The 21,232-nt window shown below is 73.7% G+C and carries 19 protein-coding genes; 8 read left to right on the forward strand and 11 right to left on the reverse strand.

Annotation, left to right across the window (positions count from 1 at the left end):
- Window positions 1-14: 14 nt before the first annotated feature.
- Window positions 15-2,816 (forward strand): hypothetical protein, encoded by a 2,802-nt coding sequence (locus WMF17_RS42565; protein WP_437646613.1) that lies wholly within the window; start codon window positions 15-17, stop codon window positions 2,814-2,816.
- A 12-nt stretch (window positions 2,817-2,828) separates the two neighbouring features.
- Here WMF17_RS42565 and WMF17_RS42570 read toward each other — a convergent pair whose 3' ends face one another.
- Entirely contained in the window at window positions 2,829-5,588 is a 2,760-nt protein-coding gene (locus WMF17_RS42570) for an AAA family ATPase (RefSeq protein ID WP_437646614.1), read from the reverse strand.
- Between the two features lie 144 nt (window positions 5,589-5,732).
- Between WMF17_RS42570 and WMF17_RS42575 the strand changes: the two genes are divergently transcribed.
- Entirely contained in the window at window positions 5,733-6,473 is a 741-nt protein-coding gene (locus tag WMF17_RS42575) for a hypothetical protein (protein ID WP_437599284.1), read from the forward strand.
- Window positions 6,474-6,782: 309 nt separating this feature from the next.
- On the opposite strand, the gene WMF17_RS42580 is transcribed toward WMF17_RS42575, so the two are convergent.
- Window positions 6,783-6,905: a hypothetical protein gene (locus WMF17_RS42580; protein WP_437646615.1), complete on the reverse strand. Its 123-nt coding sequence runs from the start codon at window positions 6,903-6,905 to the stop codon at window positions 6,783-6,785.
- Window positions 6,906-6,930: 25 nt separating this feature from the next.
- On the opposite strand from WMF17_RS42580, the gene WMF17_RS42585 reads away from it, so the two are divergent.
- Together WMF17_RS42585 and WMF17_RS42590 are read left to right on the forward strand one after the other, a co-directional pair.
- Window positions 6,931-7,824: a hypothetical protein gene (locus WMF17_RS42585; RefSeq protein WP_437646616.1), complete on the forward strand. Its 894-nt coding sequence runs from the start codon at window positions 6,931-6,933 to the stop codon at window positions 7,822-7,824.
- A 146-nt stretch (window positions 7,825-7,970) separates the two neighbouring features.
- Window positions 7,971-9,191: a hypothetical protein gene (locus WMF17_RS42590; protein WP_437599286.1), complete on the forward strand. Its 1,221-nt coding sequence runs from the start codon at window positions 7,971-7,973 to the stop codon at window positions 9,189-9,191.
- 151 nt (window positions 9,192-9,342) lie between these two features.
- On the opposite strand, the gene WMF17_RS42595 is transcribed toward WMF17_RS42590, so the two are convergent.
- The 6 genes from WMF17_RS42595 to WMF17_RS42620 form a co-directional block, all read right to left on the reverse strand.
- Window positions 9,343-9,501, reverse strand: a complete 159-nt coding sequence (locus WMF17_RS42595) for a hypothetical protein (protein WP_437599287.1) — start codon at window positions 9,499-9,501, stop codon at window positions 9,343-9,345.
- A 229-nt stretch (window positions 9,502-9,730) separates the two neighbouring features.
- Window positions 9,731-10,831, reverse strand: a complete 1,101-nt coding sequence (locus WMF17_RS42600) for a hypothetical protein (protein WP_437599288.1) — start codon at window positions 10,829-10,831, stop codon at window positions 9,731-9,733.
- Window positions 10,832-10,928: 97 nt separating this feature from the next.
- Window positions 10,929-11,492, reverse strand: a complete 564-nt coding sequence (locus tag WMF17_RS42605) for a hypothetical protein (protein WP_437599289.1) — start codon at window positions 11,490-11,492, stop codon at window positions 10,929-10,931.
- Window positions 11,489-12,262 (reverse strand): hypothetical protein, encoded by a 774-nt coding sequence (locus tag WMF17_RS42610; RefSeq protein WP_437599290.1) that lies wholly within the window; start codon window positions 12,260-12,262, stop codon window positions 11,489-11,491. The genes WMF17_RS42605 and WMF17_RS42610 overlap by 4 nt, the downstream gene beginning before the upstream one ends.
- On the reverse strand, window positions 12,259-12,768 hold the full coding sequence (locus tag WMF17_RS42615; RefSeq protein WP_437646617.1) for a hypothetical protein: 510 nt from the start codon (window positions 12,766-12,768) through the stop codon (window positions 12,259-12,261). The genes WMF17_RS42610 and WMF17_RS42615 overlap by 4 nt, the downstream gene beginning before the upstream one ends.
- 523 nt (window positions 12,769-13,291) lie before the next feature.
- Complete coding sequence (locus WMF17_RS42620) at window positions 13,292-13,708, reverse strand: hypothetical protein (protein WP_437604368.1); 417 nt, start codon at window positions 13,706-13,708, stop codon at window positions 13,292-13,294.
- A 344-nt stretch (window positions 13,709-14,052) separates the two neighbouring features.
- On the opposite strand from WMF17_RS42620, the gene WMF17_RS42625 reads away from it, so the two are divergent.
- Window positions 14,053-14,295 carry a hypothetical protein gene (locus WMF17_RS42625; RefSeq protein WP_437599292.1) on the forward strand — a complete coding sequence of 81 codons (243 nt, stop codon included), beginning with the start codon at window positions 14,053-14,055 and terminating at the stop codon, window positions 14,293-14,295.
- 81 nt (window positions 14,296-14,376) lie between these two features.
- Here the strand turns inward: WMF17_RS42625 and WMF17_RS42630 are convergent, their stop codons facing one another.
- From WMF17_RS42630 to WMF17_RS42640, 3 genes are all read right to left on the reverse strand, one after another.
- Entirely contained in the window at window positions 14,377-14,787 is a 411-nt protein-coding gene (locus WMF17_RS42630) for a response regulator (RefSeq protein WP_437599293.1), read from the reverse strand.
- 231 nt (window positions 14,788-15,018) lie between these two features.
- Window positions 15,019-16,245 (reverse strand): hypothetical protein, encoded by a 1,227-nt coding sequence (locus tag WMF17_RS42635; protein WP_437599294.1) that lies wholly within the window; start codon window positions 16,243-16,245, stop codon window positions 15,019-15,021.
- Between the two features lie 16 nt (window positions 16,246-16,261).
- Entirely contained in the window at window positions 16,262-16,462 is a 201-nt protein-coding gene (locus tag WMF17_RS42640; protein ID WP_437576826.1) for a DUF350 domain-containing protein, read from the reverse strand.
- A gap of 175 nt (window positions 16,463-16,637) precedes the next feature.
- On the opposite strand from WMF17_RS42640, the gene WMF17_RS42645 reads away from it, so the two are divergent.
- The 3 genes from WMF17_RS42645 to WMF17_RS42655 all read left to right on the forward strand — a co-directional run bounded on the left by WMF17_RS42645 (window position 16,638) and on the right by WMF17_RS42655 (window position 21,068).
- Entirely contained in the window at window positions 16,638-18,419 is a 1,782-nt protein-coding gene (locus tag WMF17_RS42645) for a M16 family metallopeptidase (RefSeq protein ID WP_437599295.1), read from the forward strand.
- 4 nt (window positions 18,420-18,423) lie between these two features.
- Entirely contained in the window at window positions 18,424-20,049 is a 1,626-nt protein-coding gene (locus tag WMF17_RS42650; RefSeq protein WP_437599296.1) for a M16 family metallopeptidase, read from the forward strand.
- Between the two features lie 137 nt (window positions 20,050-20,186).
- Window positions 20,187-21,068 carry a hypothetical protein gene (locus tag WMF17_RS42655; RefSeq protein WP_437646618.1) on the forward strand — a complete coding sequence of 294 codons (882 nt, stop codon included), beginning with the start codon at window positions 20,187-20,189 and terminating at the stop codon, window positions 21,066-21,068.
- Window positions 21,069-21,232 lie beyond the last annotated feature (164 nt).

The raw sequence follows: 21,232 nt of genomic DNA on the forward strand, positions 1-21,232 counted from the left end.
ACGAGATGACCGCCGTGTCCGAGCTCCGCGACGACCACGAAGCCGTGCAGGCGCGCCTGCGCGCGGGCGCCATCCTCGTGGCCGACGGCTCGGCGGAGGGCGCGGCGATCGGCGCGGCGCTGCGGGGCCGGGGCTTCGAGGTGATCGCGGCGCCGATCGACGAGCTCGAGGCGCGCCTCGCGCGCGACGCGCCGCGCGTGGTGATCGTCGACATCGACGAGCCCGGCACCATCGAGGCGCTCGAGCGGCTCTACCTCCGGGCGGGCGGCGTCGCCGCGTCCGTGCTCCTCGTGGGCGATCCGGTCCGCTCGGCGGAGCTCGATCCGCAGCTGTTCGGGCAGGTCTTCGAGCGCCCGGTCGACATCGCCGAGCTCGCCGCGCACGTGAGCGCGGTCGCGGAGCCGGGGCGCTTCCGCGGGGAGCATGCCGCCGCGGCGGCGGACTACCCGGGCCCATTCGACGACGAGGTCCCGTCGAACCCGGACTTCTCCAGCGATCTCGACCGGCTCGACGTCGGCTCGGTGCTGCCGCCGCCGGAGGACGGCGCGGAGGTCGGTCCGCGGCTCCTGCCGGCGCGGATCAGCCCGGAGCTCGAGGAGATCCTCGTCGCCGCCGAGCAGCGGGTCACGGCGAAGGCGCGCCCGTCGAGCATCCCGGCGGCCGAGGAGGACGTCGACCTGATGCTGTCGCCGGAGCTGCTCTCGGCCCTCGACGAGCCGCTCGATCCGGAGGAGGACGAGCCGCGCACCGGCGCGAGCGCGGGCCAGGCGCCGCTGCCCGCCGGCTCGGGCTCGCAGCGGAGGGGCAGCTCCGACCCGTACGGCGCCGCGGCCGCTCCGCACCCGTCGGCCACGCGCGCCGAGAACACCGGGCCCGGCGACCTGCTCGCCGAGCTCGCCGAGCCGGGCGAGGACGAGCACGACGACGAGCTCCACGCCGATCCGTCGCTCGACGCGGCGTACGCGACGAAGCGCGCCGGGCCCGAGCTCGCGGCGTTCTCGATCGACCGGGAGGGGCACCTGCTCGGCAGGGAGGAGCGCGATCAGGGCGCCTCCGCGCGTCGGAGCGGCGGGCGCGACGCCGCGCCGCAGACCCCGCGCGACGCGGGCCGGCCCCCCGGCTTCGGGTCGCCGCCGCCGCGCGCCGAGGCCGCGTGGGAGCGGTCGCCCTCCCCCGCGCCGCGCGAGGAGCCCGCGTGGGACCGCGCGCCGCCGGGCCCCGCGCGCGGCGAGGACCTCGACTGGGTGCGCGCCCCGTCCGGTCGGATCGAGCCGAGCCGCCGCCAGCGCTACACCGAGCCGCCGCCGACCCGGTCGCGCGGCGCCCGCGACCCGCGCGCGCCCGGCTTTCCGCCGCCTCCGCAGCCCGCGCCGGGCGTCGCGTTCGTGTCGCCGCCCTCGGTCGAGGTGAGGACCGCGCTGCTGCCGCCGGGGGGCGGCGGGGCCGAGCCCGAGCCGCTGCCGCCTGGGCCCGCGCCGGTCCGCTCCGCCGCCGCGGGGCGCGCCCCGGTGCCCGCCGGCGGGCCTGCCACGGTGGGCGCGGGGACGCCCGGGCGCGGTTTCCTCCCGCCGATCTCGCCCGCCGCGCCGGGCTCGTTCGGCCGCATGCCGCTGTCTGCGCCGTCGTCCATGGCGATCTCCGGCGCAGCCTTCCGTGGGCCCGCGCCGCCGATGCCCCCCATGCCGGCGGTGCCCTCCGCGCCCGCCACGGTCAGCACGGGCGCGCTCGGTCACGCTCCGCCGCCGCAGCTCGACGACGAGGCGCCGATCTCCAGCGGCGCCTCCTCGACCACGGTGCTCGGCCCGGGCGACGCGCCGCGCGCGCTCGCCCGCGCGGTGGGCAGCCGCTCTTCCGGCGCTCTCGCGATCACGACCGAGGAGGGCGCGCGGCGCATCGTCCTGCACGAGGGCGATCTCGTCACGGCCGGCTCGAGCATCCCGGACGAGACGCTGCTCGCCTTCCTCGTCGGGCGGGGCGACATGGAGCGCGAGGTCGCGACGCGGCTCGCGGGCAAGCTCCCCGCGTCGGGCCGGCACGCCGGCGCGGCGCTCATCGCGCACGGCCACCTCGGCCAGGACGACCTCTGGCCGGTCCTGCGCGCGCACGCCGAGTGGGTCATCGGCCACGTCGTGCTCATCGAGGCCGGCACGTGCGATCTGGAGGCCGAGCCGCCGGGCCGCCTCAAGGCCGAGCCGAACGTCTTCGGCGGCGCGACCGGCGCCGAGGTCTTCGTGGAGACGATCCGCCGTGTGATCGCCCCCGAGGTCGCCCTGCGCCGCCTCGGCGGCCCCGGCGCGCGCCTCGACGACGGGGTCCGGCGCAACCTGCTCGGCGAGTGCGCGCTCCGGCGCGAGGAGGAGGAGCTCGTGCGCACCGCGCGCGGCAGGAGCGTCGGCGAGCTCGTTGGCGCGGCGGAGCCCGAGAACGCGAGCGTCGTCTACGCGCTCGTCTGCCTGGAGGTGCTCGACGTCCTCATCCCGCCGTCGATCACCGAGGCGCCGCCCCCGCCGGTCGAGGATCCGCTCGACGAGGAGGCGATCCGGCAGCGCGTCCGGGCGCGGCTCGCGCTGGTCGAGGACGGCGACTATTTCTCGATCCTGGGCATCGCGCGCGACGCGACGAACTACGAGATCCGCCGCGCGTACCTCGCGCTCAGGAAGGCGTTCGAGCCGTCCACCCTGCTCACGGCCGCGACCGTGGACCTGCTCGACGACGTGCGGCTGGTCATCGAGGTGCTCGACGAGGCCTACGAGATCCTGCGCGAGCCGCACCGGCGCGAGCGGTACAGGCGGGCGATCGAGGCGGGGCCGCCGTAGCCGGCGGGCCCTTCAGCTGGAGCACGCGGCATAACGCCGCTCGCCGGCCCGCGCGATCGCGTCCACAACGACCTCGCCCTGCTCGACGCCGACGAGCGCCGCGGACCCCTCCTCCAGCTGGCCGCGCAGGATCAGCTCCGCGAGCGGCGCCTCGATGAGCCGCCCGATCGTGCGCTTCATCGGCCGGGCGCCGAGCTCGGGATCGAACCCGCCGGCGTCGAGCAGCGCGTCGATCGCCTCCGGCTCGACCTCGAGCTCCACGCCGCGCGCCTCGAGCTCGCGCTCGAGGCCGCCCAGCAGGCGGCGCGTGATCTCGGCGACGTCCGCCCGCGTGAGCGGCGCGAAGCTGAGGACCTCGTCGATGCGGTTGTAGAGCTCGGGCGGGAGCGTGGCGCGGGCCGCGGAGAGCATCGCCTCGCCGAGGCGCTCGGGCGTCACGGCCGCGGAGGCGCGCGCGAAGCCGACGGAGCGCTCGGATCGGAGCGCGCCGGCCTCCGCCGCGCCGAGGTTCGAGGTCATCACGAGGACCGTGTTCGTGAAGTCGACCCGCCGGCCGCGGCCGTCGGTCAGGCGGCCCTCGTCGAAGACCTGAAGGAACGCCTCGAGCACGTCGCGGTGCGCCTTCTCGATCTCGTCGAGCAGCACCACCTGGTAGGGCCGCCGCCGCACCGCCTCGGTGAGCTGGCCGCCCGCCTCGTGGCCGACGTAGCCCGGCGGCGCGCCGACCAGGCGCGCGACCGCGTGCGACTCGGCGTACTCCGAGAAATCCAGCCGCGTCATGGCGTCCGGCGAGTGGAACAGCGCCTCGGCGATCGCCTTCGCCGTCTCCGTCTTGCCCACGCCGGTCGGGCCGAGCAGGAGGAACGACCCGATCGGGCGGCGCGCGCGCAGGCCGGCCGCGTTCCGGCGCAGCACCCGGGCGATGCGCGCGAGCACCTCGCCGTGGCCCACGACCCGGTCGGCGAGCAGCGTCTCCAGCGAGAGCATCCGCTCGCGGTCGGTCTCGAGCAGCCGCTCGACCGGGAGATCGGCGAGCTCGGCGACCACCTCGGCGACCTCGGCGGGCCCCACCTGCCGCGCGGGCTCGCGGAGCTGGGCGCGGGCGCTCGCGGGCGCTTGCGCGCGCCGGCGGGTGCGCGCGCCCGCGAGGTCGAGGATCGAGAGCGCCTTGTCCGGCAGCGCCCGCCCCGGCAGGTAGCGCACCGACCAGGCGACGGCCGAGGCCAGCGCCTCGTCGGTGAACGCGAGCCCGTGGTGCGCGCCGAGCCCGACGGCGACGCTCTGGAGCAGCAGGAACGCCTCGTCCTCCTCGGGCTCGTCGATCTCGACGATCGTGAAGCGCCGCGCGAGCGCCGGGTCGACCTCGATGCTCTTCCGGTACTCCTCGGGCGTGGCGGTGCCGATCAGCGTGAGCTCGCCGCGGGCGAGCGCGAGCTTGAGCTCGGCCATCGCCTCGTCGAGCGCGCCGCTGCCGAAGAGCTCCGACATGCCGTCGATGAACAGGATCACCCGCCCGCCCGCCTCGCGGAGCTCCGCCCGCAGCGTGGACAGGCGCTCGCTCAGCGCGCCGCGCGCGCCCGTGCCGGCGAGCAGCTCCGAGGGCACGAGCTCGACGACGATGCGCGGCTCCCGCTCCTCGAACGCGAGCCGGTGCGCGATGCCGCGCGCCACCGAGGTCTTCCCCACGCCCGCCGGGCCGAGGAGGCAAGGGTTGTTGGCGTTGCGCTTGGCCAGCACGTCGAGCGCCTGCTCGATCTCGCGCTCGCGCCCGACGATCGGCTCGAGCTCCCCCTGCGCCGCCGCGAGCGCGAGGTTGTGGCCGAGCGAGGTGAGGGCCGGAAAGCGCCCGCGGTCGAGGGTGAAGCGCGCCGCGACGGCGCTCGCGGCGGCCGAGAGCGCCGCGACCGGCCGCCCCGCCGGCGAGGCGGCCGGGACGGCGGGCGAGGCCAGCGCGTCGTCCGCCAGGAGCGAGCGCCGGGGCGCGGGCGCGAGGGCCGCGGCCGGCTCGGCGGGGAGGGGCGCCTCGCCTGCGCCCGGGGCCGCGATGGGCCGGGGGCGCGGCGGCGGGAACAGCGGCACGGTGACGCCCGGGCCGGCGCCCTTCGACGACCGCGGCTCCGGCGCGGCGGCGCCCTTCGACGGCCGCAGCTCCGGCACGGCGACGCCGGCGAGCTTCGACGGCCGCAGCTCCGGCACGGCGACGCCGGCGCCCCTGGCCGGCCGCAGCTCGGCCGGCATGCGCGACGTGCGCTCCGGCCCATCGCCCTCGCCGCGGGCGCGGCGCGCCGGCGACGCCTTGGCCGGCGCGGCCGGCTTCTCCGGCGCGCCGCCGTCGTGGAACCCCCGCGCGGGGGTCCGCCGCGCCTGCACGACGCCGAGCGCGATCTGGAGCGCGGAGGTCCGCAGCCGCGCGAGGTCGACCCCCGACTGCGTGAGCGCCCGGTGGGCGGCCGAGCTGCGGTCGGACAGCAGCGCGAGCAGCAGGTGGAGCGCCGCGGGCTCCTTCGCCGTCGCGCGCTTCGCGACGTCGCGCGCGCCCCCCATCGCCCGGCCGATCGGGTCGGGCCCCTCGTCGTCGACCGAGCGGGTCGCCTTGAGCAGGGCCTCGTCGTCGAGCCGCCGATCGTGGAGCAGGTCCGCTGCGGGGCCTCCGCTCAGGGCGATGGCCGCGAGGAGGTGCACGCTCGACAGGCGCTCCTTGCGCTGGGCGGCGAGGTCCTGCGCGAGCTTACGCAGCGTGACGAGCTCGGCGTGGGAGCGAGGGCTGGTCATCCTTGCAGAGGTCTCCGATCCCCCGGTTCGCACGCCTGGAGAGGGCGGGCCAAATTTCGGGCCCGAGGTCCCCTGCGCGGCCGTTGCGCCCTTCGCCGGCGCTGTGCGACCCTGAGCCGCTTCACCCTACCTCTGGAGGTACTCATGGCAGACCCCTACATCGATCCGTTCGAGACCAAGGCGTACGGGAAGTTCGCGCGTGAGCAGATGGCTTCGGTGTTGATGGGCAAGATCGCCGCGCTTGACGGTGTGATCGAGTTCGCCGTCGACAAGCAGCTCCTCGCCGATCAGGCGATGGCGGACGTGCTCGACCGGCAGCCGAAGCCGGCGCCTGAGCTCGACTCTGCCGCTGTCCTCGCGGAGGCGCGCGACGTGGTGACGCGCTTCGCGTCCTACCTCGACTCGCTGAAGGGCCGCCCCGTCGACCCGAAGCTGTTCTTCCGCGGCGAGGTGCCGAGCGTCCTCGCGCGCCGCCGGCTCACCAAGCTCACCGCCGGCGTCGGGCACATCGTGGAGGAGCTCGCGCGACAGAAGGCGAAGATCCGCGGGGCGGAGATGTGGCTCGAGGAGATCGGCGAGGTGCACGAGAAGCTCTCGCGTCTCGAGAAGCAGCAGCGGGCTTCCCGGGTCGAGAAGCTCGAGGTCGGCCCCGAGGTCGGCGCCGCCCGCAGGGCGTGGCTCGCGGTCTACGACGCCAACAAGCTGCTGGTCCGGGGGCTGCTCGCCCACCTGGGCAAGCCCGAGCTGCTCCCGCTGATCTTCGACGACCTTGCCGAGGTCCACCGCGTGAGCGGCGTGTCGGACGAGCTGCCCGCCGAACCCGGGGCCGCCCCCCCCGGCGGCGCCACCGCGCCTGGGACGCCGGCGGCCCAGCCCGACGCCTGATTCCAGCGATCCGGCCCTCGCAACGCTTGCTGCAAGCGTTGCGACGGCGACTCGGAGGTCGAGTCGGCGATTTCAACGCTTGAAAGGCCGACTCGGCGCGCGAGTGGCTGCTTTCAAGGCTTGAAGGCGGCTGCTGGGATCCTCGGAACCCTGCCCCGAGCCTTGAAAAGGCCCGCTCGGATTTCGAGCGACCGCTTTCACGCCTTGAAAGCGGCCGCTGTGATCGCGAGGAGCCGCCTTCCACGACCGGCCCTCGCGGCCGGCGCAGGCCTCCACACCGACGTGGAAGGCAGCAGGAAACCCGCGAAGCTAGCCACGTACACCCGCTCTCGTCGCGAGCTCGTACACCTGCGCGGCCCAGGCCAGGACCGCGTGCGCGGCGCGGGCGGCGGACGCATCGGCGCCGGATGGAAAGTCGTCGATCGCGGTCATCTTGAGCACGGGAGCCACGGCGAGCGTGCAGGACAGCGTGATCGTTGCCGGCGACGGCAAGGACGGGGAGCCGGGAGAGGACGCGGACACCGAGCGGGCGACGGACGGCGTCGTAGGTAACAACGGCGCGAACGCCTGTACTGTGGACGCCGCCGTGGGCGCCCTTCCGGTGGTCACCGTGTGCGGCGACGGCATCGAGTCGACGGGCGGCTACGGCGGTGACGGCGGACTCGACGCCGGCGGCGATGGCGCACCGGGACAGCCGGCGCTCGCGGAGGATCCCAAGCGCGACAGCCACGCGGGGCTCGGCGCGGATCAAACGCGATGCACCGACCCTGGCGATGGCGCAGACGGCGCCGACGGTGGTCGTGCGGATGGCGCCTTGGGTCCAGGCTTCCTCCGCGACGATGGATGGATCGGTGTCCGTGGTAAGGACGGGACGAAGGGCGGCGTCGGCTATGGCGGCGGCGGTGGTGGCGGCAGCAAGTCGCGCGGGGAGATGTTTGCGTGTCCGACAAGCCGACCCCAAAGTGGTGCGGCCGGCGGCTCGGGGGGAAGCGGGGGTTGCGGCGGCAAGGGAGGCTGGGGCGGCGGCTATGGCGGCGCGAGCATCGGTATCGTCGCGCTGGAGGGCACGGACCTGACCGTCGCCAACACCGACGTGTTCACCGGCGATGGCGGCCAGGGCGGGGTCGGCGGAACGGGCCAACCGGGCGGCGCTGGTCAGCTGGGCGCTCACGGAGGCGTGGGTTTTGTTGATGCAATGTGGAGTGCATGCAAGGGCGGCGCGGGAGGTCACGGCGGTCGCGGAGGCGATGCCGGCGGCGGGCTGGGCGGCGCGTCCGTCGGCATCGCCTACGTGGTGCCCAACTTCGCCGTTCGACCCCGGGACCACCATTGTCCCCGGAGACCCCGGTAACGGTGGCCTCGCGGGGAACGCCGGCACGGAGAACGAGGTGGGCACAGGGAAACCCGGCCCACGAGCTCCTCTGTATGCCTTCCCGGCGGCGAGCGAGCCGATCCATTGAATCGCGCCGCGCGACACGCGGCCATCGAGGGATGCCCATGAACCTGAATCCCGCGATCCTCATCGTCGTTGCTCTGCCGCTCGCCTCGGCCGGCTGCGGGACCGCACCGGGGGTGGACGACCCGAAGGGTGCGCCGCCGTGCGACGGACCCTCGACGTGTGGAGGCGATCCGGTCCCCGAGTCCGTCTGCCTGCAGCAGCTTGCGAAGGGTCAGCTGGTCGACGGCTGCGGCGTGTTCGTCAACCATCCGTTTTTCGGCGGTGACGACGCGAACCCCGGCACGAAGGACAGGCCGGTTCGTTCCCTCCAGCGCGGCATCGAGCTTGCGCGCACCGGGCGCGGTCGCGTGTTCGCCACCAGCGATGGCTTCGAGGAGTCCATCACGCTCCCCTCCGGGGTGGATATCTACGGAGGCTTCAATGTCGTCGATTGGGAACCCCTGAAGGACACTCCACGCCCGTCGCAGGGCATGAGCAAAGTCCTTCCCTCGGTCGGGCAGATCGCGCTCATCGTCGAGCCGGCCCACGCCGGCGACACGGGGGCCGCGGACGGGGTCTCGATCATCGATCACATGTTCTTCAGCAGCCAAATGCATGTCGGGATGATCGTTCGGTCGGGCACCGCGGTGGAGATCGTCGGAAGCTGGATCGAATCCGACTACGGATTGGGGGGCCACGATGGAGACAAATCGCCGGGCCGGGCAGTGTCGGGGCCGGACGGGCAGGTTGGGGGAGACGCGTGCTCCGCGGCGACGGTCCCGGGTGGGGTTCGGGCGGTGAACTCCTGCGAGGGAGGGATCCCGCGCGCCGGTGGCAAGGGGGGCGACGGGCTCGCCGACGGCGCCGGAGACGGGGAGGACGGCGAGCCCGTACCCGAGCCGAACCCACAGCACGAGGGCTTGGAGGATCTGGCGACCGGGCAGACGGGGATTGTTACAGCGGCGCCACCGGGAAAAGCGGCATGTGGGGCGCCGCGGCGCTGCGGGGAAGGGCCGCGGGCGGCTCGACGAGACCGGATGGCACGGCGACGGGGCCGGCGACGGCGCCCGGGGGATGCCGGGCCAAGGCGGCGGCGGGGGCGGCGGGCGTCGCGGTGGGCTCGCGGTGTGCGGCGTGGCCACCAAGGGCACCAAGGGCGGCGCCGGCGGCGGCTCCGGAGGCGCGGGCGGTTGCGGGGGGCGGGGCGGCCGAGGGGGCGGGAACGCGCAGCCGAGCATCGCGATCGTGGCGCTCCACGCGAAGGTGACGGTGCGCGATAGCTTCATCATCAGCAACGACGGGGGCCAAGGCGGAGACGGCGGGGAGCCGGAAGAAGGCGGCAAAGCCGGCCGAGGCGCTCCAGGAGGCGCCTTGGGGGACGGCATGTGGTCCTGCCAGGGGGGGCAGCGGCGGCCCCGGAGGCGACGGCGGCTACGGCGGCCCCGGGCGCGGCGGCGACTCGATCGGCATCGCAACCCTCGACGAGGACCAGCTGACGCTGGAGGGGGTCACCTGGGAGATCGGGTTGCCGGGCCCGGGTGGCACGAGCTGGGACTGGTCGGGCGACGTGATCACGGGGGAGGACGGCATCGCCGTCGAGACGCTTCGGTTTCCTGAATAGCCGAAGTCACGTCATGGGAGAACGGCACGGACCTCCACGACGGCTACCACGATTGCAGGAAGGCAGGCAGCGAAGCGAACGGCCGTGACGCCAGGAAACCATGGGAGTAGGAGGGGACATGCCGGGACGGCCCTCCCGCTCTCCTCTTGGCGATCTCGGCGGCTTTTCTGCTGATCGGGGCAACTTCCAGCCGTCGTGCTACGACGAAGCCACGGGCTCCGAGTTCACGGGCCAACTCGCCAGGAAGCTCATGGCCCAGCCGACCATGGCGGCCGGCGGCTCGCCGTCACCGTCCCACGAGGCGACCAGCGCTTCGAGCGCGCGCGTGGCAGCTTCGAACTCGCGCTTGGCAGCGATGCCCCATGGAGTCATCGGCGGCTCAAGGAGCACGCGAATCTTCGCGAGCGCCTCGATCAACTCGTCCTTGCGAAGGACTCCATCCGTCTCCACCACGCAGTAGCAAGAACCGCTCTGCCGCTCTGGCATCAGGGGCCACAAGATGCAGTAGAGCGCCGTGAGCACCGTGAGCACCGCGATGAGCGGCTGTGTCAGGTTGCTCGCCTCGATCTGCGCACCGGGTGCCGGCTCATCAGACGGCGATGGCTCCACCCACCTGTGCTGGTCCGTGAACAGGCAGTCGTAGAGTCTGGCCTCCCCGGGGAGACGCAGGCCCGGCATCACATCGGGCACGAGCACGGTCCCGATCTCCGGCGGCATGCGCTCGCAACCGAAGGTCGCTTCGATGTCGCCGGAAATCCACTCCGCGCATGGCTGCTCATCGGGCAACAGATCGAAGGTGGCATATTCCCTCCCGATGATGGCGAACTTTTGTCCATCGTCCGGACGAGCGACGAACCTCGGATCGAACGGGCTGCGCGGAACGATGAAATGTAGGCCTAGAAACTTGACCGAGAACGAGTCCCTCGTTTGCTTCACGATGTCGATCGTGCGCGAGCTATGGACGATGTAGTAAGGAACCAGAAAGCTCACATGGAACCACAGCGTTCGCCCCGTGGACTCCGGCATGTCGATCGAAAAAGAGTAACACGCGTCGCAGCCTCCGCCGGGGAGATGCAGCGAATGGTTCATGAACCTACCAGGGAATCCGTCTTGGATGCGACGCCGCAGGGAGCGCCATCGGTCGCCCTTCGATGCCTGGATCCTCGCGCGCACGAGCCGGTCGTGCTCCTTGGTCTCCGCGCATAGCTGGACATCGATATCGCCGTCATCCATAATCCCGACCCCACGGGGATAGTATTGATAGACGATATCGAGTAGCTCATCAACGTTGTGTTTCATAGACTCGCAATCCTGGAACCGATGTGTCTGCTCTGTCCATCCAATAGCGTGCTCGGCCACGCGGGCGGCATCCACCCAGGGGAACCCAGGGGAACAGCTACGGATCCACCCAAGTCCACACGACCGAGAAGAGGCACACGTAGATCGTCGCCTCGCCCATCATCAAGCCATCCATGTCCACATCCGGCACCACCTCGTTCCCGAGCTCCGGCGGGATCGGCTGGTAGCCGGGGTACGTGGCCTCGATCTCTTCTGCGACCGCCGCCGGTATCTCGTCGGGCTCGCCCCGACTGTGGATTCCATAATAGGGCCCGAGGAGGCTCACGTGGAAGCTGAGCGAAGCCCTGTCGCTGAGCGAGGGAACGGGCCCCGAGTCCTGGGGGCGATAGATGCGGGCCGAGTACGCCGGGTCGATCCCCCCCGCAAACAGGTTGAGCGACTCGTTCTGAAGGCTGTATCGAACCCCCAGTCTGTCAATCATGGCCTCCCAGGTTGGGTACTCTGCTCGCCCGCGGTTTGCGGCTTCCACCAGGCGGCGGTGCTCCTCCGTGTCGTCGTAGACGGGTTCGTTGGAAGGTACATAGATGCGCATGATTTTCTGCACGCCCCGCGGGTAGAAGCGGTAGACGACGTCGAGCAGCTCGGAGCGATTTATCTTCATGGATTCGTCACCCTGGCTCCGAGTCCCGGGTACGTGGACCTGAACGCCGCGTCCGCATTCTTGGCAAACGCTTTGCAGAAGATCCCCTGCGGGAGGTCGTAATCCATGACGTTCGCGACCGCCTCCGCAATCTCTTCACTGAGGCTGGCTGCAAGGCCCGGATCGATTAGCCCCATCTTCTCAGTCCGGATCGGCATTTTGATCGTGAGAGGGCAGCTCCAGCTCTCGACCGGATGCGGGACAGTGAGTTTCCTGAAATTCAGGTTGGCCCTGGCCTCTTGCCACCCTCCGACTTTACCTGTGCCTGGGTCATTGACGGTGGTAACAAACGGGAAGTCCCCGGGATCGAAGTCTACGTATACCCAAGGGGCCATTCCAGGCGGCGGGCACTTCGAACTGCATGCATCGCTACAGCTCAAGGCGATCGCTCCGTCTCCGGCTGTGTCGCCGACTTCGGGGCACGGGTCTGGCGGGCTCGTCGGGCTCTCTGTCGGCCTCTCCGCGCTGTCGCTGTCGCTCGGTCTCTCCTCTTCGTCTTCGAGTTCCCACTCGTTGCACGCGATCTTGCGCTCGCCGCCACCCTGCGGGTCGGCCCCGAAGTCACCGGATGCGGCGGAGGTGTAGATGGGGCGGGGCTCCGAGCCTGGACCGGCACCTGCGCCCGAAGTTCTTTCCCCGACAGGATAGCAGTCTCCTATCGTCCAGTTGCACGCCGCCAGCGCCCAAGCCGCGATGACCAAGATCAATAATAGAACTTTTCTCACGTTCATTTCTCACTCCATCGAAGCACAGGACCAGCAACAACGACGACGGACACATGGCCCGGGAGCACCAGGCTGCCCCGACCGACCCAATCCACGTTGACGCTCACCGACACCCCCAGCGGTCCGGCGACGTACGCGTTGGTCTGCGCGTGGCCGCCTACGGCCAAGCCACCGACGCGGCCGCACAAGGTGACGCCGCACGCCGGCATGACGTAGAACGCGACAGACGGCCCCGCGCTGACGTTGCCGTCCTTCCACGCGTACCCGATGTCAACCGAGGTCTGGTTGTAGACCCCGGGCCCGTCCTCCTGGGTCGGGGGTAGGATCGTGCACAGGTCGTGCACCGTGAACAGGAGGTCTCGCTGGATGGGCCACGATATGCCCGCGTGCGGTCCCACCGCGAGGCGCGGAATGGTACCGGCCTGGAGCCACCCGAGGCTCACACCGGCGCTCAGTTCGTACGCTACCGCTTGCGCCGGTACGACGACGAGCGGGGGGACGACCAGGACCACCCATGGGATCCGCCGGCTTCCTGTGCCCACCGTCCCCTTCTCCCCTCTCCGCAACCGACGACCAACGTGGCGACGCGGGCCATTCTTCTGATGACAGGATCGGGCGTCAAACGGAATCCAGGCGAGAACACCACCATGGACGTGGGTCGTACCGTCCAGAGCGTGCGCCATCGCGCACCGGCCTGCGAGGCGCGAGCGCTCGTCGGCCTCCTGGCAGCGGCGCCACCTCCGCAGCGTTGAGCAGGGCAGCTGGTTCTTGGAAGGCGCTCGCCGCGGAGGCGGGCGGCGGAGCGCGGCCCGCTCCGGTGATGGGCTATCAGGCGGGAGGAACCATGACCGCAGGTCGCGAGCCGTTCACGGCGACGCCTCCGCGGGCTCCTCGTCGACGTCTTCGTCGTTGGCCTCCTCGTCGGCCTCTCTATCGGGCGCGCCCGCGCCCCCCCCAGGCGTGGCCGGCGCAGCGGATCGTCGATCTCGCGGCCGAGTGAGTCAGCGCGAAGAATCGCGAAGAATATGGAGGGGGTCAGATGATCAGGATGACATCGATATCGCTGTCCGACGGGAGCGCGCTCCCCGCGGGCACGTGAGGCGCGTTGGCCGGCGCCAGGCGGAGCGCGCCGCACGACCGCGGCCCCGAGCTCTCGGGCGGAGGTCCGCCGTCGGTCGAGCTGCCCGGCGGCTCGCCGTGCGCGCGCTCCGCGCAGCCGGCGATCGCGGCGCGGACCGCGCGGAAGACGCTCTCCGCGTCGAGCCCGCCGAGCTCCCGAGCCGCCCTGGCGAGGCTGTCGTCGACGCATCGGGCGCACGGCGTCGAGCTGGCCGCGAGCCGCACGACGAGCGTGGTCTCCGGGCAGCCGGGCTCTGCCTTGTTGAAGGGCACGGCGAGCGCCGAGCCCCTGCCCACATCGACGCTGACGAGCACGTTGTCGCCGTCGCGCACAACCAAGGTTTCACGCGGGCGTCGGCCGCTCACGCGTTCTGGAGCTGACTCACGATGGCTTGTGTTGACAAGGATCCACAGGCGATCGGAGCTCGCCTGTCCGCTCTTCTCCACCGCGTCGCTGGTGCGGCCTTCTGCCATTCGCTCGCCCTCCGAGGAGGCGAACCTATCGCCGCCGGAGGCGGACGGCGATGGGCCTTCCGGACAGACAATGTCCTCACCCGCGGGTCCGCCGGGGACGCTGCTGCGCCCGCGTGAACGCGGCCGATCCGCGGGTGCTCGCTGCGTCCGTTGCGCCATCCGGCGCGAGGCGGTAAGCACAACCACCGAGCGGAGGGCGAAGCGTGGATGAGCCGGAGCGACGCAACGAGGACCCGGAGCAGGGCGCGGGCGAAGGTGGAGCGGACCGCGCGTCGTTCGGTATCCTGTTCCTCGCGGCGGCGTTCGCGCTCGCGCTCCTGCTGACCGTGGTGGGGCTCCTGGCGTTCGCGGCGATGAGCCCGCGGTCGCCGGCGCCGTCCGAGCTGCGCGGCGAGCGGGCCGGCGCCGATCCCGTGCTGCACGGCGGCGCTTCACCGGCGGCCTGAGGGGGCGCGAGCGCAGCGCCGAGCTCGACCGGTGCGTGGGCGCGCGCCTGCCGCGCGAGCTCGGCACGGCGCGCGGAGACGCTAGCCGCAGGTCTTCTGGACGATGCCGAGCAGCGCGCCGAAGTCGACGGGCTTCTTCAGGTAGGCCGTGCCCTCGGGCGGGACGTCGTGGCCGGAGACGATGGTCACCGGGATGGCCGCGAGCGCATGCACCTGCTTCAAGGCGGCGAGCATCTCCTCGCCGGTCATCACCGGCATCATCAGGTCGAGCAGGATGAGCCCGGGCGGCGGGTCTGCCTCGTGCAGCAGATCGAGCGCCTCCCTGCCGTTGCTGGCGCAGTAGACATCGTAGCCCGAGGCTTCGAGCATCTCGCGGAGCAGCTCGCGGAGCTCGGCGTCGTCGTCGACCAGGAGGACGGGGGCGCGCGGATTCGAGGGAATCGGCGTCGGGCGCGGCGCGCCGAGCCCGTCGGTTGGCCGTGGTTCACTCATTTCTGTCACCTCTCCCGGACTGCGCAAGCACGTCGAAGCGATAGCAGGCGCAGGCCGCGCACGCATTGCATGCTCTCAGCATCTTCGGATCTTCTCCAGAACCATGGTTCCGGGCTGCGCGAGGCGGCGCTGGCTCCGCGCCCGAGCAGGGGGCGAGGGACGTGGCCGGAGCACGGGCGCCGCGAGCGAAGCCATGCGAAGCGCCGAGGGTTACGGGAGTTGCGTCGCGGGTCAAGCCTCTCGGCTCGCCGGAACCGACACGGCGTCCGTCACGCCGCCGCCGCTGCCGCCGCGCCCGCTGCCCTCGCCACCCTCGCCGTCCGCGCCCTCCAGGGCTCCGGACCGGAACCCGAGCGCGCGCGCCTGCGCGGGGCGCGTATGGCGACGGCGCCAGACCACCGCGTCGAGCAGGTAGTGGGTCGCCTGGGGGAGCGCGAGCAGCGGCACGAGCAGCGCCCGCGCGCGGGGGCCGAGGAGCGGCTCGTCCACGGCGCCGCCGAAGAGCTCCGGCTGGTCGTGCCAGACGAGCCGATCCCAGAGCATCTCCTCGGCGAACGCGAGCGCCAGCGCGAACCCGAGGAAGGCGAGGAGCCCGCCGGCGACGAGCCGCGCGAGCAGCGAGCGCGGCGCCTCGCGGGCCCGCTCCCGCGCGTACGCGAAGACGAGCGCCATGTACGGCACCCCGTGGACGATCACGTTCGTGACCGTGAACTGGAAGTCGCTGTCGGTGGCGACGATGCCGACGTACCAGGTCGCCGCGGTCGTCGCGACGACCACGTGCTTGCCGAGGTTGAGCGGCGCGCGCGCGACGCAGGCCCGCTGGATCGCGCGGGCGACGTACGCGACGGCGAGCGCGGCGTACACCGCGCCGAGCGGGCCCACCGCGGCCGCGAGCCGCGGGGAGCTCACGAAGTCGCCGTCCACGAACCACCGGAACGCGCGCGGCGGGTGCGCGTGCCAGTAGAGGAGCGGCCACCCGGTCGCCGCGTAGATGAGCGCGTCGTCGAGGAAGCGATCGACGCGCGAGCGCTCGCCCGCGAGCGCTCGGTAGATGGCGACCCACCCGACCTGCTGGCGCACGAAGTGGATCACGGCGGCGTAGGCGAGCGCGCGCCAGAACGTCAGCTCGGAGGCGAGGTGCAGCGCGACACCGGCGGCGTAGCAGGCGAGCGGCACGGCGGCGTAGAGCGCCGGGTGGCGGCGGAGCTCCTCGGGATCGAGGTACGTGCGGAAGAGCGTCGTGTGCACGTGCGCCACGTCGACGCCGACCACGAAGAGCAGGAAGCCCCAGGTCGGGAGCGCGCCCCCCGAGGAGAGCGCCGCGAGGGCGAGCGCGACCGCCGCGGAGCCGCCGAACACCGCGAGGTCGACGCCGCGGCCCCACAGGAAGGCGCCGCGGGCCGCGCCGCGCCGCCCGGCCGGCAGCGCGCCCAGGAGGTCGGGCCCGGCGGTGGCCAACGCCGAGACCCGCGCGTCAGCCGTGGATGGCCGCCGAGATGATCCAGGCGAGGCCCAGGATCACCGAGCCGATCACGATCGCGAGCGCCGTGTTCTGGTCCTCCTCGATCTCCTTGCGGATGGAGAACGGGGTCAGCTTCGTGATCAGCATGAACGCCAGCAGGAAGACGATCAGCCCCACGGCGACGAAGACGAGCGTGCCGACTACGGCTTTCATCAGGTTTTGAACGTCGGGCATCGGCGGTTCTCTCGGAGCTCGGGGCGGCGCGCGGCGCGCGCTCGTGACCTCGGGGGCTGCGGCGTGAGCCTACGCGAGACCGCCGACCGCGTGAAGCGCGGTCGCAGCGCCGCGCGGCGGGCGCGCCCGGCCGGCGACGTGCTATCGCCCTGCCGTGTCCACGACCGTGAGCCGATCCCTGCTCCGCGGTGCCCTCACGGCCGGGCTCGCGGCGCTCGGCCTGCTGAGCGCAGGCGCGCCCCCTCCCGCCGCCGCCGCGCCGCCGTCCGGCAAGCCCGCGCCCGCCGCGGAGGCGAAGCCCGCGCCCGCCGCCGCGAAGCCTCCGCGGGCCGCCGCCGCGAAGCCTCCGCGGGCCGCCGCCGCGAAGCCTCCGCGGGCCGCCGCCGCGAAGCCTCCGCGGGCCGTCGCGCGCCCGCGGCGCGCCGCCGCTGCCGCGCCGAAGGGCGCCGCGGCACCCCCGGCGGAGGCGCCGATCGAGCTCGCGATCCCCGTCGAGCGGGCCACGCTCCAGAACGGGCTGCGCGTCGTGCTGAGCCCCGACAAGAGCTCGCCCACGGTCGCGGTGGCCGTCACGTACGACGCCGGCTCGCGCGACGAGCCGAGCGGCAGGAGCGGCGTCGCGCGCCTCGTGATGGGCATGATGGCCCGGGGCAGCCGCAACGTGGCCGCGGGCGAGCACCAGCGCCTCGTGGCCGAGCGCGGCGGCGAGCTCCACGCCGAGACGGAGGTCGACCGCACCACCTACACCGAGACGCTGCCCGCGAACGAGCTCGCGCTGGCGCTGTGGCTCGAGGCCGATCGCATGAGGTCGCTCGACCTGAGCGCGCAGGGCTTCGAGGCCCAGCGCCGGGACGCGCAGGAGCGCCGCGGCGCGATCCTCGGCGCCGCCTACGGCCAGGGCGGGATCCGGCTGCGCCAGCTCGCCTTCCAGGGGTACTGGCCCCACGAGCACCCGGCGCTCGGCGACGCGGACGACCTCGCGGGCGCCGAGCTCTCCTGGGCCCGCGACTTCCACGCCGCCCACTACGGCCCGAACCGGGCGGTGCTCGCCATTGCCGGCGGCTTCGACGCCGGCGAGGCCATGGAGCTCGTGCACAGGTACTTCGACGGCATCCCCGCCGTCTCCGCCGCGCCCTTCAAGGACGTCCCGTTCCCCGAGCAGACGAGCCAGCGCACCGGCGTCGTCAGGGACAGCGCCGCCCGCGCTCCGGCCATCCTCTACGGGTGGGCCGTCCCGCCGCGCGCGCACGCGGATCACCACGCGCTCTCGCTCGCGGCCTTCCTGCTCGGCGCCGGCGACAGCGCGCGCCTCGAGGCGCTCCTCGTCGGGGACAAGGCCGTCGCGCGGTCGGTGCGGGTCGCGATGGGCGGCCACCGCGGGCCCGATCTCTTCTCCATCGACGTGCGGCTCGCCGAGGACGCCCGGGTCGGCGACGTCGAGAAGCTGATCGAGGGCGAGATCCGGTCGCTCGGGACGGCGGGGCCGCCTCCGGCCGAGCTGACGAAGGCGCGCCGGCTGCTCCAGTCGGCGTTCGTGTCGGGCCTCGCGGGCGCGAGCGCGCGCGCGAGGGCGCTCGCCGAGCACGAGCTCCTCTTCGGGGACGCCGCCCACCTGAACGGGGAGCTCGCCCGCTACTTCGCGGTGACCCGGGAGGACGTGCAGCGCGTCGTGCGCGATCACCTCGGCCCGACGCGCCGGACCATCGTGGAGATCTACCCCCCCGCCATCCCGGGAGCCGCCCCGCCGCCGCGGGCGCCCAGGCGCGCGCTGGCCGGCGCGCACGCCGCGCCCGGCAAGGGCCAGGAGAAGGCCGCGCCGGGCAAGGGCCAGGAGAAGGCCGCGCCGGGCAAGGGTGAGGCGAAGCCGCGCGGCGCGGCGGCCCGGCCCGCGGCGAAGAAGAAGCCGGCGAAGACGGCGAAACCCAGGAAGAAGTGACGTCATGAGCGAGCGAAGCAACCGACGCGAACGGCGCGGGCGACGGACGGCGCGCCCCTGGCTCTCCTGGGCGGCGGCGCTCGCCGCGGCCGCTGTGTGCGGCTGCGCTCCCGCCGTGAGCGCGCCGCGGCCGCCCGCGCAGGCGGCCGCGCCGGCGAAGGACGCGGAGGCGGCGCCGCCGCCCGAGGTCGCGCGCCGCGAGCCGCCTCCGCCGTCCGGCCCCGCGCGCCCCGCGCGCATGCCCGCGATCGCCTGGGCCGAGCTCCCGGGCGGCCTGAGCGTCGCCACGGCGGTGAACCGCGCGCTGCCGCTCGTGGAGGTCCGGGTGGTCGTCCACGGCGGGTCCGCGGCCGACGGCGAGCGCACGGGGCTCGCGGCGCTCACCGGCCAGCTCCTCCTGCGCGGCGGCGCCGGCAACCTCCCCGGCCGCGAGGTGCTCGCGCGCCTCGAGTCGCTCGGCGCCTCCCTCGGGGTGGACACCGGCCTCGACGCGACGGTGTTCGGCCTGCGCGCGCCCCGCGATCGCCTCGCCGAGGCGATCGCGCTGCTCGGGCTCGTCGTGCAGCGGCCGCGCCTCGACGCCGCGGAGCTCGCCAAGCTGAAGGCCCGCGCCGCCGAGGCGGCGAGGGATCGCGCCCACGCGGACGGCCGCTGGGGCGCGATGATGATCCTCTTCCGCGACCTCTACGCGCTCCCGACCGAGCTGCACCCCTACGCCTCGTTCGGCGCGACCGCGGCGGAGCTCCCGAAGATCACCGCCGCCGACTGCCGCGCCTTCCACTCCGCGTGGTACGTCCCGAAGAACACCGTGGTCGTGGTGGCGGGCGACACGACGCCCGAGGCCGCGCGCGCCGCCGTCGAGAAGGCCTTCGCCGACCGGCGCGAAGGCGAGCCTCCGGCGCTCTCGTTCACCGATCCGATGCCCCCGAGGTCGCTCAAGCTCACGGTCATCGATCGCCCGAAGAGCGCCGAGAGCGAGCTCTTCCTCGGCGTCCTCGGCCCCGAGCGCGGCGCCCCGGAGTGGCCCGCGCTCGCGGTCGCGGGCCAGGTGCTCGGCGGCCCCTCGGGGCGCTTCTCGCGCGACCTCCTCGAGCCGCGCGGCGCGGCGCGCGCGGCGTCCGCGACGACGCTCGACGTCGCGCGCGGCCCGGTCCCGCTCCTGGCCCACGCGAGCGTTCCGGCGGCGCGCGCGGGCCTCGCCGCGCAGGCGATGCTCGAGCACGTCGAGCGGCTCGCGGCCACGGCGCCGTCGCAGGAGGAGGTCGACGCGGCGGCGCGGCGGCTCGCGGGCGGCCTCGGCCTCGGCATCGAGACGGCCGCGGGGCTCGCGGACGAGATCGCGAGGCTGCAGGTGCTCGACCTGCCGGACGACCATCACGACGGCTACCGCAAGGAGCTCCGGGACATAACGCCGGCCCTCGCCGGCAAGGTCGCGGCCGATCACGTGCGGTCGTCGCGCGCCGCGATCGTCGCCGTGGGCGACGCCGAGGTGATCGGCCCGATGCTGAGCCGCTTCGGCGACGTCAAGGTGGTCGACCCGACCCGCGCCTTCGAGCGGAAGCGCACGATCCCGCGGGACTCGAGCGCCTCGTCCGCTCCGGGGCAGGCCCCGGCGCGGGAGCAGCCGTGACCGCCGCCGGGCGCCGCGGGGGGCCGCGCGCTCCTCGGGGGAGGCGCGCTCCGCGGGCGGCCGCCCTGGCGCTCGCGGCGGGGCTCGCGGCCGCGTCCTTCCCGGGCCGCACGGGGGCGCAGCCGAGGCCTGCGCCGGTGGCCCCCGCGAAGGCGGGGCCGAGGCTGCCTGCGGGGCAGCTCGACGGCGCGACCTACGACTACGAGCGCCCGCCTGCCCCGGCGAGCGGCGCGGCGCTGCAGGGCGCAGCGCAGGCCGGGGCTGCCGCGGCGAGCGCGGTGCCGCCGGAGCAGCGCTGGCTGGGCCGGGCGTTCGTGCACCGCCTGGCGGCCGCCGACCCCGCGCGGCCGCTGCCGATCCTCGTGTTCCTGCACGGCACCAACGCGGCGCAGATCAAGTACCGCTGGATGGGGGGCGGCCAGGAGGGCGATCTCCGCCGGATCGCGGCGGAGCTCATGGAGGCAGGCCGGATCCCGCCGATCCTCGTCGCGGCGCCGAGCGCCGTGCTCCCGGCGGCCGTGGCGGTGGCGCGGACGAGCTGGCCGGCCTTCGACCTGGACGTGTTCCTCGACGCCACCGCCGCGCGGCTGCGCGGCGTCGCGACGCTCGACCGCACGCGCGTCGTCGTCGCCGGCCACTCCGGCGGCGGCTGCAACAGCGCGGGCGGCGTCGCGACCGCCCTGCGCGCGTCCACGCCCGTGCACGCGGCGCTCGTTGTCGACACGTGCATGGATGTCGACATCGCGCTCCCCTTCGCGCGGTCGTCGCCGACCACGCATGTCGTCGTGTCGTGGCAGACGATGACCTGGGCCAGGCGCCCCATCAGCGACTTCCGCCGCGCCTTCCAGAGCGGCGTCGAGGCGCATCCTGCCGCGCCCGGCGTGCTCCGCGAGCTCGAGCAGCTCCAGCCGACGGAGCCCATGCCGCACGACGCCATGGTGCCCCTGGTGCTGCGGCGGTGGTTGCCGCCGCTGCTCTCGCCGGAGGCCGCGCCGAGCGTCCCCTGCGTCTCGCCGTGACCGCCCCGGGGCACGGCGCCTCGTGCGCCGTGCCCGCGCGAGGCGCCGTGGCAGCGCGACGCGGAAAAAAAAAGAGCGCCCGTCCGACGGTGGGGGGGGGGAAACCGTCCCTCAGGCGCTCGGTGTCCCGTAGAAGCAGGAGCTGGGCCAGGGGCTTCCTGACG

Source organism: Sorangium sp. So ce362 (assembly GCF_051519845.1).
Lineage (GTDB): Bacteria > Myxococcota_A > Polyangia > Polyangiales > Polyangiaceae > Sorangium.